The 14,078-nt window shown below is 61.9% G+C and carries 13 protein-coding genes; 8 read left to right on the top strand and 5 right to left on the bottom strand.

The window, feature by feature from the left end:
* Position 1: 1 nt before the first annotated feature.
* Positions 2 to 538 carry an inorganic diphosphatase gene (gene ppa / locus K3178_RS09980; protein ID WP_221571292.1) on the bottom strand — a complete coding sequence of 179 codons (537 nt, stop codon included), beginning with the start codon at positions 536 to 538 and terminating at the stop codon, positions 2 to 4.
* A 121-nt stretch (positions 539 to 659) separates the two neighbouring features.
* Between ppa and hisS the strand changes: the two genes are divergently transcribed.
* The 7 genes from hisS (at position 660) to K3178_RS09945 (ending at position 10,008) form a co-directional block, all read left to right on the top strand.
* On the top strand, positions 660 to 1,967 hold the full coding sequence (hisS, locus tag K3178_RS09975) for a histidine--tRNA ligase (RefSeq protein ID WP_221571290.1): 1,308 nt from the start codon (positions 660 to 662) through the stop codon (positions 1,965 to 1,967).
* Positions 1,968 to 2,257: 290 nt separating this feature from the next.
* Positions 2,258 to 3,325: a peptide chain release factor 1 gene (prfA, locus tag K3178_RS09970; protein ID WP_221571288.1), complete on the top strand. Its 1,068-nt coding sequence runs from the start codon at positions 2,258 to 2,260 to the stop codon at positions 3,323 to 3,325.
* 11 nt (positions 3,326 to 3,336) lie between these two features.
* Positions 3,337 to 4,167: a peptide chain release factor N(5)-glutamine methyltransferase gene (gene prmC / locus K3178_RS09965; RefSeq protein WP_221571286.1), complete on the top strand. Its 831-nt coding sequence runs from the start codon at positions 3,337 to 3,339 to the stop codon at positions 4,165 to 4,167.
* A 238-nt stretch (positions 4,168 to 4,405) separates the two neighbouring features.
* On the top strand, positions 4,406 to 5,059 hold the full coding sequence (locus K3178_RS09960) for a DUF4167 domain-containing protein (protein WP_221571285.1): 654 nt from the start codon (positions 4,406 to 4,408) through the stop codon (positions 5,057 to 5,059).
* 58 nt (positions 5,060 to 5,117) lie between these two features.
* Positions 5,118 to 6,713: an apolipoprotein N-acyltransferase gene (lnt, locus tag K3178_RS09955; protein ID WP_221571284.1), complete on the top strand. Its 1,596-nt coding sequence runs from the start codon at positions 5,118 to 5,120 to the stop codon at positions 6,711 to 6,713.
* Between the two features lie 40 nt (positions 6,714 to 6,753).
* Positions 6,754 to 7,992 (top strand): methionine adenosyltransferase, encoded by a 1,239-nt coding sequence (metK, locus tag K3178_RS09950; RefSeq protein WP_221571283.1) that lies wholly within the window; start codon positions 6,754 to 6,756, stop codon positions 7,990 to 7,992.
* Positions 7,993 to 8,145: 153 nt separating this feature from the next.
* Positions 8,146 to 10,008, top strand: coding sequence for a M3 family oligoendopeptidase (locus K3178_RS09945; protein ID WP_221571282.1), 1,863 nt, complete (start codon positions 8,146 to 8,148; stop codon positions 10,006 to 10,008).
* 1 nt (position 10,009) lies between these two features.
* On the opposite strand, the gene K3178_RS09940 is transcribed toward K3178_RS09945, so the two are convergent.
* From K3178_RS09940 to K3178_RS09925, 4 genes are read right to left on the bottom strand one after another with little or no spacing between them, the layout of a single operon-like run.
* Positions 10,010 to 11,161: a CaiB/BaiF CoA transferase family protein gene (locus K3178_RS09940; RefSeq protein WP_221571281.1), complete on the bottom strand. Its 1,152-nt coding sequence runs from the start codon at positions 11,159 to 11,161 to the stop codon at positions 10,010 to 10,012.
* A 6-nt stretch (positions 11,162 to 11,167) separates the two neighbouring features.
* Positions 11,168 to 11,833: a CoA transferase subunit B gene (locus K3178_RS09935; protein ID WP_221571279.1), complete on the bottom strand. Its 666-nt coding sequence runs from the start codon at positions 11,831 to 11,833 to the stop codon at positions 11,168 to 11,170.
* Position 11,834: 1 nt separating this feature from the next.
* Positions 11,835 to 12,743, bottom strand: coding sequence for an HAD family acid phosphatase (locus tag K3178_RS09930; RefSeq protein WP_221571278.1), 909 nt, complete (start codon positions 12,741 to 12,743; stop codon positions 11,835 to 11,837).
* Positions 12,740 to 13,447, bottom strand: a complete 708-nt coding sequence (locus tag K3178_RS09925; RefSeq protein WP_221571277.1) for a CoA transferase subunit A — start codon at positions 13,445 to 13,447, stop codon at positions 12,740 to 12,742. The genes K3178_RS09930 and K3178_RS09925 overlap by 4 nt, the downstream gene beginning before the upstream one ends.
* Before the next feature lie 72 nt (positions 13,448 to 13,519).
* On the opposite strand from K3178_RS09925, the gene K3178_RS09920 reads away from it, so the two are divergent.
* Complete coding sequence (locus K3178_RS09920) at positions 13,520 to 13,981, top strand: hypothetical protein (protein ID WP_221571275.1); 462 nt, start codon at positions 13,520 to 13,522, stop codon at positions 13,979 to 13,981.
* Positions 13,982 to 14,078 lie beyond the last annotated feature (97 nt).

Below are 14,078 nucleotides of genomic sequence, written 5' to 3'. Positions count from 1 at the left end.
TCTACTTCTTGGCGTTCTCGTAGCGCTCGATGCATTCGAGGACGATGCGCTTCGCATCGTCGGCATCGCCCCAATTGCCGATGCGCACCCACTTTTCGGCTTCGAGATCCTTGTAGTGGGTGAAGAAGTGCTCGATCTGCTGGAAGATGATCGAGGGCAGGTCCTTCGTCTGGCCGACGTCGGAATAATAGGGGAAGGTCGTGTCCACGGGCACGCAGATCAGCTTCTCGTCGCCGCCATGCTCGTCTTCGAGGTTGAGAACGCCGATCGGGCGCGCACGCACCACGCAGCCCGGAATGAAGGGCGAGCGCGAGATGACCAGCGCATCGAGCGGGTCGCCGTCGTCGCTGAGCGTGTGCGGCACGAAGCCATAGTTCGCCGGATAGCGCATCGGCGTGTGGAGGATGCGGTCGACGAACAGCGCACCGCTTTCCTTGTCGAATTCGTACTTCACCGGTTCGCCGCCGGTGGGGACTTCGATGATGACGTTGAGACTTTCGGGCGGATTGTCGCCCACGGGGATCATGTCGATGCGCATTGATGCTCTCTAGATTGACGGTTCGTGTTGTGTGCCCCTCTCCCCAGAAAGACTTCGCGGCGCGCCCTAGCGCCTCGCGAAGGATTGCGGAAGGGGGACTATAGTCCTAATCGCGCACGCCATGTCGAAAACGCCCCAAGCCATCCGCGGCACCCAGGATATATTCGGACCCGACGCCGAGGCTTTCGCCTTCGTGGTCGAAACCTTCGAGCGTGTGCGCAAGCTCTACCGCTTCCGCCGGGTGGAAATGCCGGTGTTCGAAAAGACCGAGGTCTTCGCCCGCTCGATCGGCGAGACGACCGATATCGTGTCGAAGGAGATGTATTCCTTCGAGGATCGCGGCGGCGAATCGCTGACGCTGCGCCCCGAATTCACCGCCGGCATCGCGCGCGCCTATCTCTCGAACGGCTGGCAGCAGCATGCGCCGGTAAAGCTCGCAACGCACGGCCCGCTGTTCCGTTACGAGCGCCCGCAGAAGGGCCGCTATCGCCAGTTCCACCAGATCGATGCCGAGATTATCGGCGCTGCCGAACCGCAGGCCGATGTCGAACTGCTGGCGATGGCCGACCAGATCATCCGCGAACTCGGCATCGATGGTGTGACGCTGCACCTCAACACGCTGGGCGATGGCGACAGCCGCGAGGCATGGCGCGCCGCGCTGGTCGAACACTTCCGCGCGGTGAAGGACGAGCTCAGTGAGGATTCGCAGGAGCGGCTGGAGAAGAACCCGCTGCGCATCCTCGACAGCAAGGACCGCCGCGACATGGCGTTCGTTGCCGATGCACCCAAGATCGACGATTTCCTGACCGACGAGGCGCGGGGGTTTTTCGACGCCGTGACCAGCGGTCTCGATGCAGCTGGCGTGAAGTGGACGAGAGCGGAAAGCCTGGTGCGCGGCCTCGACTATTATCGCCACACCGCCTTCGAATTCATTCCCGACGAGGGCAGCGAGGCGGCGGGCAAGCTCGGCAGCCAGAGCACGATCCTCGGCGGGGGGCGTTACGACGGGCTGATGGAAGGCCTCGGCGGCGCGCCAACGCCAGCGGTGGGCTGGGCTGCGGGGATCGAACGGCTGGCGATGCTGGTGGAGCCTGCGATTGAGCAGACTGAGCTTGTTTTTCTCCCTGACGAGGAGAGTGACAAATTGCCGTGCGTTCAGCTTATTCGAGTCCTGAGGGAAAGCGGCATTAGCTGCGACATGGCTTTTCGAAAACCATCTCGAAAAGATTACGATAAAGCCAAGAAAGCGGGATCATATCGCGCGATTGCTGTAGGAAAAATAGCCGACGAGTTCCTCACAATTCGCATTCGTGACCTGAACATTGACAGCGCGCCAAAAGTGAGAGGTCGACTTCGCGAAGCACTCGAAGCAAGGTTTCATGTCGTTGAGAACAAAGCGACACGGGAATTTCGGATATTCAATCGTTAAGGTATTCGTCACCCCGGACTTGATCCGGAGTCCCGCTTGTCTTCTGGAGCACCCAAAGCAAGTGAGATCCCGGCTCGGAGGCCGGGATGACGGCAAGGTGAGGCTTTCCTACTTGGCGGTTTCTCGCCTATCGTTCTGGAAATCCCCCTTCTCAAAACGCCAACTCTTTTTTGCATAGTGTCAACTTCGCTCTTTGCCGATTTCTGAAGCAATAACAGCTTCTAACGCGACAAAACCCCGCCCGGCACACTGTCAACTCCGTCAACTTCACTCACCGAGCCTCACCTTCCATGCAAGTCCCCGCCGAACGCCTCGACCAGATCGCCCATCGCTTCGCCGAGCTCGAGGCGCGGATGGCTTCGGGTACGCTCGAAGGCGACGAATTCGTCCAGGCGAGCCGCGACTATGCCGAGCTCGAGCCCGTCGCCAAGGTGGCCGCCGAGGTGAAAGCGGCGCGCGAGGAAATCGCGAGCCTTGAGGAAATGCTCGCCGATCCGGAAATGAAGGCGATGGCAGAGGAAGAGCTTGCGGCCCTCCGGAAACGCCTTCCGGAGGCTGAACGCCAGCTCGCCATCGCCATGCTCCCGCGCGACAGTGCCGACAACAAGCCCGCCATGCTCGAAATCCGCGCGGGCACGGGCGGCGACGAGGCGGCGCTGTTCGCAGGCGATCTCTACCGCATGTACGAACGCTTCGCCGCCGAGCAGGGCTGGAAGGTCGAGCCGGTCAGCATGAATGCGAGCGAGGTCGGAGGCTTCAAGGAAATCGTCGCCAGCCTGACCGGAAGCAATGTCTTCGCCAAGCTGAAGTTCGAAAGCGGCGTCCACCGCGTCCAGCGCGTGCCCGAAACCGAAAGCGGCGGACGCATCCATACTTCGGCGGCGACCGTGGCAGTGCTGCCGGAACCCGACGAGGTCGACGTGCAGATCGACGCGAACGACCTCAAGATCGACACCTATCGCGCCAGCGGTGCGGGCGGCCAGCACGTCAACACGACCGACAGCGCGATCCGCATCACGCACCTGCCCACCGGCACGGTCGTCACCTGCCAGGACGCGCGCAGCCAGCACAAGAACAAGGAAAAGGCGATGCAGGTCCTGCGCACCCGCCTCTACGATGCGCAGCGCGAGGCGACGCAGGGTGCAGAGGCGGAGGCGCGCAAGGCCATGGTCGGCAGCGGCGACCGCTCCGAACGCATCCGCACCTACAATTACCCGCAGGGCCGCGTGACCGATCACCGCATCGGGCTGACGCTGCAGAAATTGCCGCAGATCATCGCCGGGCCAGGGCTGGGCGAACTGATCGACGCGCTGATCGCCGAAGACGAGGCGAAACGTCTCGCGGCGATGGCAGATTGAGATCTGCGAGGGTGAAAGTTTTCGACGCGATCCGTTCAGCCGGCGAGCGGCTGGCAGAGGTCAGCGACACGCCGATGCTCGATGCCGAATACCTGATGGCAAAGGCCGCACGACTGGGGCGGGCCGATCTCTGGCGGCTCGATATCGATGGCATTGCTCCTCCGCAAACAGAGTTCGAACTCCTTGTTGAGCGACGTCTCGCGCGGGAGCCACTCTCCTACATACTGGGACACGCGGAGTTCTATGGCCGCTCCTTCAGGGTCACGCCCGATGTCCTGATCCCGCGGTCGGACAGCGAGACCCTTATTTATGCCGCGCTCGAACTGGTACCCAATGCCGGTCGCATACTCGATCTTGGAACGGGATCGGGCGCACTGCTGATAACCGCGCTGCTCGAAATCGAAGGTGCGTCAGGTGTCGCGATCGATTCGTCACAAGCAGCACTTCATGTGGCCGAGAACAATGCGCAGCTGCTCGGGCTAGGAAGGAAGCAGGCGAAATTCCTCTATCGCGACTGGTCGCAAGCGGGCTGGGAGCGAGATTTGGGCCTTTTCGATCTCGTCCTATGCAACCCGCCTTATGTCGAAAGCTCCGCTAATCTCGATAGTGATGTGGCCGATTATGAACCGCACTCCGCCTTATTTGCCGGACCCGAAGGTCTCGATGATTACCGCATCATCATTCCCCAATTGCGTAATCTCCTGAGAGAGGAAGGCATCGCTATTCTCGAAATCGGACACGAACAATCGTCCGCCGTCACAGAAATTGCGCAAGGATGCGGTTTCGATGTCGCCCTTCGCCGCGACCTTGCAAATCGGCCGCGGGTGCTCATTTTGACATAAAGGGGTTGGCAAAGCCGATTCGAGGCTTTACCTCTGGCCACAGGCCAGCGGTGCGCGGACTATTCCGACCCGCCGGTTCGAAGCTCCGACATGGCAGTTACGGTGCAGGCCTTGGCCTAGCATACCATGCACAGACAGGAGCGCACATGCTGCGAGAGGGTGCAGCATGCTCGATGGATTACGCGGCCAGCAGGCGGACCAACGGGTTCGTGCCGCGCCATAAAAGGACGGAATTTCCTTGAACAACAATCGTAACAACAACCGTCGCCGCGGTCGTAACAACAACCGTAATCAGGGCGGCGGCAACTCGGCCAACCGGATCGACAGCCGGGCTCGCGGCAATGCGCCGCAGCTGCTCGACAAGTACAAGAAGCTTGCCCAGGACGCCCAGCACAATGGCGACCGCGTGCAGGCCGAGTACTATCTCCAGTTTGCCGACCACTATTTCCGCGTGATCGCCGACAACAAGGCGCGCCAGGAAGAGGCCAAATCCAAGCGCCAGGACGATCGCAACTCTTCCGACGACGACGATTCGGATGACGACGGCGACGATCGTCGCAACAATCGCCGTTCGCGCGGTCGCCGCGACGATCAGGATGGCCAGCAGGACAGCAACCGTCAGCGCAAGCCGCGCCGCAAGGCGAATGACGACGAGGACGAGGCTTTCGAAAGCGACGACAATCCCTTCGTCCGCAATGACGACGAGGACGAGGCGCCCAAGAAGCGCCGCGCCCCGCGCAAGGCCAAGAAGGGCGAAGAAGGCTCTCCGGGTAACGAAGGCGAGATCGACATGGCGGTACTTCCGCCCGCGATCGGCGGCGACGAAAAGCCCGCGCCCCGGCGCCGCTCACGCAAGCCGAGCGAAGACGAGGATGTGAGCGCGGTCGGCTGATCGCGCGCACGCCTTCTTTCGCTTGCCACCATCGCGACTAACCGTAACAGGGGTCGCGATGGATCGTATCCCTGACTTCATGCAGCGCCACCCGCAGTGGTCCGCGCTGCTGCTCGGCCTGCTGTCGGCAACCGGCTTCCAGCCGCTCCACTTGTGGCCGGTCGGCCTTGCCGCCATGGCCGCACTCGTGTGGCTGCTGTTCCGGCAGGAAGGCAGGCGCAGCGTATTCCTTACCGGTTGGCTATTCGGCGTTGCGCATTTCACGCTGACCAACAACTGGATCGCGACGGCCTTCACCTATCAGGCCGAGATGCCCGCGGCGCTCGGCTGGGTCGCGGTCCCGCTGCTCTCCCTTTATCTGGCATTATGGCCTGCGCTGGCAGGTCTGGGGGCGTGGATGCTTGCGCGCCGTGGCGGCATGCCAGCCTTCATCCTGGCCTTCGGGGCCTTGTGGATCGCCGCGGAATGGCTGCGCAGCTGGGTTTTTACCGGCTATATCTGGGGCCCGTTCTCGATGATGCTGCTGGGCGATTGGGAACGGCCCGGTGCAGCTGCTGTGCTGCCCTGGCTCGGCACATATGCACTGTCCGGACTGGCAGTTGGTGCTGCCGGATTCATGGCGTGGTTCATCGCGAGCAAACGCTGGGTGCCGGCTGCTGTCTTTGCCGCTGTGATCGCTACGGGCATGCTCCTGCCGGCGGGCGAAGCCGAGGAAGGATACCTTCCCGTAACGCTCGTCCAGCCCAATCTGAGGCAGGAAGAGCTCGACGATCCGACCAAATTCGAAGAGCAGTTCCAGCGTATCGCCGCACTCAGCAAGCCGCAGCGCGAGGTCAGTCGCCGCCTCGTCCTCTGGCCGGAAAGCGGCGTTCCCGACTACCTTCGCGACGGCTATCCGCTGCGCTATTATATCCAGATGACGGCGGGCGCCGATCCGGCCTTCGCCCGCTATCGCATCGGCCAGACCATCGGCGAGGGCAGCCTGCTCCTGACCGGCGCGGTCGATCTCGAAATCGGCGAGGTCGGCGGGCGCGAGAAGGCGGTGGGCGCTTACAACGCGATCACTCCGATCGATGCCGAAGGCAATCTGGGGCAGCGCTATTCCAAGGCGCATCTCGTGCCCTACGGGGAATATCTGCCGCTGCGCACTTTGCTAGAACCGCTGGGCATGTCACGCCTCGTGGCAGGATCGATCGACTTCAATCCGGGACCGGGGCCGCAGACCATCGATCTGGGCCCTTACGGCAAGTCGGGCATGCAGATCTGTTACGAAATCATCTTTTCGGGCGAGGTTGCCGAGCGGGGCAACCGGCCCGATTATATCTTCAACCCCTCTAACGACGGCTGGTTCGGTGCATGGGGCCCGCCCCAGCACCTCGCACAGGCGCGCATGCGGGCAATCGAGGAGGGCTTGCCGGTCCTCCGCTCAACGACCACCGGTATCAGCGCGATCATCGATGCCCGCGGCGTAGTTCGCGAGTATATCGGCCGCAACCGTGCCGACCGGATCGATACGCTGGTTCCGCCTGCAGGCGCGCCCACGCTTTTCTCGAAATTCGGACACTGGCTTACGCTTGTGTGGGGGATAGCGTTTTTGCTCGCCTCTGTTGTTGTAATGCGCCTGCGCCTTCGTTACCCACAGGCGGAAACATAAAGCCTTCTTTATATCCTTATCCAAGTCTTCGGGGTCATTCATGCGCAGCAACTACCTGTTCACTTCCGAAAGCGTGTCGGAAGGGCACCCCGACAAGGTTTCCGACCAGATCAGCGATGCCATCGTCGACCTGATGCTGTCGAAAGACGCGGAATCGCGGGTGGCCTGCGAGACCATGACGACTACCCAGCGCGTCATCCTCTCGGGCGAGATCCGCTGCGCGCCGATGTACGACCGCAACAATCCCGACTGGGCCGATAACGGCGGATGGGCACCGGGCGCGAAGGACGAGATCGAGCAGGCGGTGCGCCGCACGGTGCGCGAAATCGGTTACGAGCAGGACGGATTCCACTGGCAGACGCTCGAATTCGAAAACCACCTCCACGGACAGTCCTCGGAAATCGCGCAAGGCGTCGATGCGAGCGGCAACAAGGACGAGGGCGCGGGGGACCAGGGCATCATGTTCGGCTTCGCCTGCGACGAGACGCCCGACCTGATGCCGGCGACGCTCGACTATTCGCACAAGATCCTCGAACGGCTGGCTGCCGACCGGAAGAGCGGGGCCGCGCCTTTCCTCGAGCCCGACGCCAAGAGCCAGCTCTCGCTGCGGTACGAAAACGGCAAGCCGGTCGCCTGCACCGCGATCGTCGTCTCGACCCAGCACGGCAAGGGCTATCACGAGGGTGAGAAGGAAGCCGAGCTGAAGGCTTATGTGAAGGGCGTCGTCACCGACATCCTCCCCGATGGCTGGATCACCGAAGAAACCGAGTGGCACATCAATCCCACAGGGGCCTTCGAGATTGGCGGTCCCGACGGCGATGCCGGCCTTACCGGCCGCAAGATCATCGTCGACACCTATGGCGGCGCAGCACCGCATGGCGGCGGCGCCTTCAGCGGCAAGGATCCGACCAAGGTCGACCGTTCGGCAGCCTATATCACCCGCTACCTTGCAAAGAACATCGTGGCGGCGGGCCTCGCGTCGCGCTGCACGATCCAGCTATCCTATGCCATCGGCGTGTCGAAGCCCTTGTCTTTGTATGTCGATACGCACGGCACCTGCGCCGACGGCGTGACCGACGAGGGACTGGAAGACGCCATCCGCACGATCGAAAAGCTCGGCGGCCTGACCCCGCGCGGCATCCGCACCCATCTCGGCCTCAACAAGCCAATCTACCGGCCCAGCGCTGCCTATGGCCACTTCGGCCGGCAGGCGGACGGTGATTATTTCCCCTGGGAGCGCACCGATCTTGTTGATGATCTGAAAGCGGCGCTGGGCTAAGGACTCAACTTTGGCGGTTATCCGCCCGATCTTCGACAAGCTACGCAGATCATGCGACCAAAGTTCCTGCAGAGCTTGCTAGATTCTGCAGACCGCCTAGGCTTCGTCCCAATCACGCCTCCGTTCGAGGGCGTCAGACAGGGGACCGCCCAAATGCTTCAAACCGATCGCCGCGGCGCGCTTGCCATCGCCGCCTCCTTGCCGATTGCCGGTGCTGTGCCCGCTTTTGCGCAGGTGGGGGAATCCATATCCACCGGAGCATGGGACCTTAGCGAGATCTTCTCGGACTGGGCGGCATGGGATGCAGCCCGGCAGGACGTGCTCGATGCGCTCCCGCGGCTGACCGCGTATCAGGGTACGCTCGGTTCCAGCTCCTCCTCCATGGCCAAGGTTTTCGGCGAAATATCCGACATCAGGAAAGCTGCTTCGCGCGTCTATAGCTTTTCCAAGATGATCAGCGACGAGGATGTGCGGATTGCGGAGAACCAGGAGCGGCTTGGTCAGTCGAGCGAAATGTACACTGCGTTCGGCGCAGCGATATCTTGGGTGCTTCCCGAAGTGCTCGAGCTCGGCGAGGAAAAAGTCGAAGCTTTCATCGCCGAGGACGAGACGCTCCGGACACGCTTCGCCCTCGACCTGCGCGAAACTTTGCGCGGGGCGGAGCATGTGCTGGACGAGAAAGGCGAAAGCCTGCTGGCCTTGGCCAGCGGCCCGCTGACAGGCCCGGGCGATGTGCGAGGCCAACTGGTTGCTTCCGACATTCCGCGCCCGACCGTAACCTTGTCCGATGGTCGCGAGCTCAAGCTGGATGACCAGGGTGCGCAGGCGGCGCGATATTTCCCTAACCGCGATGATCGCAAACTCGTCTTCGACAAGTATTTTAGCTCGTACGGCGAGTTCAGCAATTCGCTTGGTGCGGCATATGCTTCACGGATCAAGGGCAATATTTTCCGCGCAAAGGCGCGCAATTATCCCAATACGCTGGCTGCATCTCTTGACGGCCCCAATATTCCTGAAAGCGTTTATCGAAACCTGGTCAGCGAGACCAATAAGGGTCTGCCTGAACTGCATCGCTACTTCGACCTGCGACGACGCATCCTCGGGCTACCCGATATTGGTTATTACGACATCTATCCGCCGTTGGTGACGCTCGACCGGAAATTCTCGCTCGACCAGATGCGGGCGATCACGATCGACTCGCTCAAGCCATTTGGCCGCGAATATGTCGATCTGCTGGTCGATGCGACGGGGCGCAAATGGATGGATCCGTTCCCGCGCCCGGGCAAGTATTCGGGGGCCTATATGAACGGCAACCTTTACGACCTGCATCCCTATCTGTTGCTCAATCTCGAAGACGATTATTCGAGCCTCTCGACCTACACGCATGAGTGGGGCCATGCGATCCATACGCTGCTGGCCAAGGCCAATAATCCCTACGAGACCTATCGCTATTCGACTTTCACCGCCGAGATCGCTTCGACAGTCAACCAGGTCTTCCTCAGCCGTTACATGCTCGAGCGGGCGCAATCGAAGGAAGAGAAACTCTTCTATCTCGGAATGCAGATGGAAGACGCGCGCTCGGTCTTCTTCCGCCAGGTCCAGTTCGCTGAATTCGAACTCAGGTCGCATGAGATGGGCGAGAAGGGCGAGGGCATGTCAGGTCGCAAATTTGCCGAAACCTACCATGACATCCTGCGGCGCTATCACGGGCCAGACATGATCCTGCCCGATTACATCGCTCACGAATGGTCGATGGTCCCGCATTTCTTCGGTTCGCCTTACTACGTGTACCAGTATGCGACGTCGATTTCGGCGGGCAACTGGTTTGCCAAGTCGATCCTCGATGGCGGCGAGAAGGAGCGTGAGGCTTTCCTTGGCGTGTTGCGCGCAGGCGGGTCGGATTACCCGGTCGAGATCCTCAAGAAGGCCGGGCTCGATATGACCAAGCCCGATGTCTATCGCGACTATATCGCCGATTTTAGCGCCACGATGGACAAGATCGAGGCACTTCTTTGAGCTAGTCCTGCGGTGTGTCTTCGCCCAACAGCGGCGACGGCCGCTCCAGCGCGAGTTCGGCATCGGAGAAGGTAAAGGGGCTGCGCACGCCGGGCCGGCCATCGATATCGACCCGCATGCCGCGAAAGCGTACTTGCTTGTCGGCGAAGACTTCGTCGAGAGAATTAATCGGGCCGGCGGGCACGCCTGCCTCGGCGCATGCATCGAGCAGGTCCTGCCCTGTCCATTTGCACGCTTCCTCCGCGATGATCGCATCGAGCACATGCCGGTTGGCGACGCGAGCCTCATTGTCGGCAAAGCGCTCGTCGTCCTTAAGGTCATCGCGTCCGAGCACGGTGAGCAGCCGCCGGAAAAGTCCGTCATTTGCAGGCGCCAGCACCACCGGGCCATCCTGTGTCGGGAATACGCCATAGGCGCTGACCTGTGCGTGGGCATTGCCCATGCGGGGCGGGTTCTTGCCGGTCGCGAGGAAGCTCATCGCCTGGTTGGCGAGCAGGCCGACCGAGCAATCGAGCAGGCTCATGTCGATCCACTGTCCCTTGCCGGTCCGGTGGCGCATCAGCAGCGCGGCCTGCACGGCGTTGGCCGCCCAAAGGCCGGTCGACAGGTCGCTGATCGAGACGCCCATCTTCATAGGGTCGCCCTCTGGCTCGCCGGTTAGCGCCATGAAACCGCTCATCGCCTGGATGACGAAGTCGTACCCCGGCTCGTCGCGGCGCGGGCCATCCTGTCCGAAGCCGGTGATGCTGCAATAGACGAGTGCCGGATTGGCCTTGGCGAGGGTTTCGTAGTCGAGGCCGAACTTGGCGAGACCGCCGGGCTTGAAGTTCTCGAGCACCACATCGGCGCTTTTCGCCAGTTCTGCCACCCGCGCCAGGTCCCCGGCATTGCGAAAATCGGCGACGATCCCGCGCTTCCCTCGATTGCAGGCGTGGTAATAGGCGCTGGTCGTCTCTCCGCCATGCTCGACCCAGGGCGGTCCCCAGATGCGGGTGTTGTCGCCCTCGGGGCTCTCGACCTTGATCACGTCGGCGCCCAGATCGGCGAGGATCTGTCCTGCCCACGGTCCTGCGAGCACGCGCGCCAGTTCGAGTACCTTCAGGCCCGCAAGCGGACTGTTCTCGTTACGCGGGTTTTCGAGCCAATCGGCCATACTGCCTCAGCCGAGCGCGACCTCGTATTTCGCCGTGGTCTTGTCGGCGATCTCCTCGGCAGTCACGCCGGGAGCGAGTTCGATCAGCTGGAAGGGGCTCGCATGATCCTTGCGGCGGAATACACCGAGATTGGTAATGATCATGTCGACCACGTTCTGTCCCGTCAGCGGCAAGGTGCAGCTGGGAATGAACTTGGCGCTGCCGTCCTTGGCGTTGTGATCCATCACCACGATGATCTTCTTCACTCCCGCGACGAGATCCATCGCGCCGCCCATGCCCTTGATCATCTTGCCCGGGATCATCCAGTTGGCGATGTCACCGTTCTCGGCCACTTCCATCGCGCCGAGCACGGTCAGGTCGATATGCCCGCCGCGGATCATGGCGAAGCTTTGCGAGCTGTCGAAATAGGCGCTGTGCGGGAGTTCGCTGATCGTCTGCTTGCCCGCATTGATCAGGTCGGCATCCTCTTCGCCTTCATAGGGGAAGGGACCGATGCCGAGCATCCCGTTCTCGCTCTGCAGCGTGACATGCATGCCTTCGGGAATGTGGTTGGCGACCAGAGTGGGGATACCGATGCCGAGGTTGACGTAATAGCCGTCCTCCAGCTCGCGTGCGGCGCGCGCGGCCATCTGGTTGCGGTCCCAGCCGGTCTTGGTTGCGGTATCGGACATGTCAGTTGCCTTCGTTCATGATTGCGGGCGCGTCGGAGGGCACGGTTTCTGGCGTCCAGCGCATGCCTTCGGGGAAGACCTCGTCAATGGAGCCTTTCAGCGAGTCTCCGTAAACAGGGTTGGGCAAGACGAACCAGCCATTGCCCCATAGCTGGGCAAGATCGCCGCGCGCGGCCAGCTCGCGACGTGCGGACGGTGCAAGCGCATCATCGTTGAACACGTCGGCGAAGTCGCCGAGATTGTCTCCGGCCAGCGCAACGATGCAGTAGCGCTCGGCGATCAAGGCACGCCGACCGTCCTTGCCGCCGCTGTCCGTCCCGTCATCGCCGCGCAGGAACAGCGTGTCGAGATGCACGGCTTCGCCCAGACCGGCGACCGCAATGGCCGCGGCCGCACCTTCGGGGCTGTACTGGCGGTTGGTATTGAAAACCGGGGTGATACCCGCTTCGCGCAGGCGGCGCAGGCCAGTGACGGCGCCGGGCACGGGCTTCACGTAGTTGAAGCCCGTCTCTTCCCAGAGCTTCCAGCTTTCGCGCGAATACTCATGCCCGCCGGCGAGAAAATACTCGTAGCCCTTATTGAGGATCACCGTTTCGTCGACGTCGAAGACGACTGCGAGCGGCTTGATGGTGTCGCCGTCGGAGCACAGCTGCGGTTCTGCCACTGAGCCGCCGATCCCCATCGCGACCGATTGCGGTACGCGCCGCTCGCGGCTGCGGGCGATCGCGTAATCGGCAAGATTGCGCCAGGCCTGGATCGAGGCACCTGCTGCCTCTCCCGAGCCGTAGAGCCACTGCATGCTGTCGGGAGCATCGGTGCTGGCGAGAGGTACTTCGGGCTCGGGGGCGGGCATGGTTGCGCATGCCGCAAGCGCCACTGCCGCCAGCGAAAGGAGGCCGGTCCGGATCATGCGCTTTCCCTTTCGCGGGTCGTCACGAATTCGATCTTCTTGTCGTAGGGCGCCCCCACGATCATGCGCTGAACGTAAACGCCGGGCAGGTGGATGCAATCGGGATCGAGGCTGCCGACAGGGACCACCTCCTCGACTTCCACCACGCAGACCTTGCCGCAAGTTGCGGCGGGCTGGTTGAAGTTGCGCGCGGTCTTGCGGAAGACGAGATTGCCCGTCTCGTCCGCCTTCCACGCCTTGACGATCGCAAGGTCGGCGAAAATTCCGCGCTCGAGGATGTAGTCCTCGCCCCCGAAATTCTTCACTTCCTTGCCGTCGGCCACCTGTGTTCCCACGCCAGTCTTGGTATAGAAACCGGGGATGCCGGCGCCGCCAGCACGCATGCGTTCGGCCAGCGTACCCTGCGGGCAGAATTCGACCTCGAGTTCGCCCGAAAGGAATTGCCGTTCGAATTCCTTGTTCTCGCCGACGTAGCTGGAAATCATTTTCTTTACCTGCTGCGTGCGCAGCAGCATGCCGATGCCCTCATTGTCGATGCCGGCATTGTTGCTGGCGAAAGTGAGGCCTTTGACGCCGCTTTCGCGGATCGCCTCGAGCAGGCGCTCGGGAATTCCGCAGAGGCCGAAGCCGCCGCTGGCAATCAGCATGTCGTCGTGGAGAAGCCCTTCGAGGGCGGAAGCGGCATCGGGAAAGAGCTTGTTCATCGGACCTCCGTTACGGCATGGCTGCTAGCGGGGTGTTTGTGATAAGTCACCCCCGCAAAAGGAGAGTTCTCGATGCGCGCGCTCGCAATAGTGGTTTGTGTTCCCATGCTTGCTGCCTGCGAGCGCGAACCCACGCCGCAGCCGGAACCCAAGCAGCCCGATCCGGTCATCGTCAAACAGGAAGCCCAGCGCGTCGACCATCTTTCTGCCGATGCCACGCGCGGAGATTTCAAGGCGAATTTCGGCGAACCTTTCATCGGGTTCGAGAACCGCGGTTCGAAGATGGCGATCAGCCAGAGCTACTCAGGACCGTCCTATCGCGTGGTGGAGGTTTCGGCCTCGAGCAACGCGGGTGTCTGGACTTTCCGCGGCAAGGAAGGGGCAATTCCCGACGATCCGGCTCCCTTCGTGCTTACGATCGAAAGGGGCCCGTGCCGAAACGAGTTTTCCGGCGAAACCACGAGATTCAACGCGTGGCTGGGCACGGATGCCAACCCGCGGCAGTGGCGCACCTGTGCTGCATCTGCGAGATAGCGTGCAATCAGGGCCTTTGATTTACAGCGACTTAAATCTGTAACTTGCGCCCGATGCAACAAACCTTGTCTATTTCGCACTTGCACAAAAAGGGCGC

It is taken from the genome of Qipengyuania sphaerica (genome assembly GCF_019711595.1).
Lineage (GTDB): Bacteria > Pseudomonadota > Alphaproteobacteria > Sphingomonadales > Sphingomonadaceae > Qipengyuania > Qipengyuania sphaerica.
Note: the sequence above shows the minus strand (reverse complement) of the source record. Positions and strands in the feature narration are given on the sequence as shown.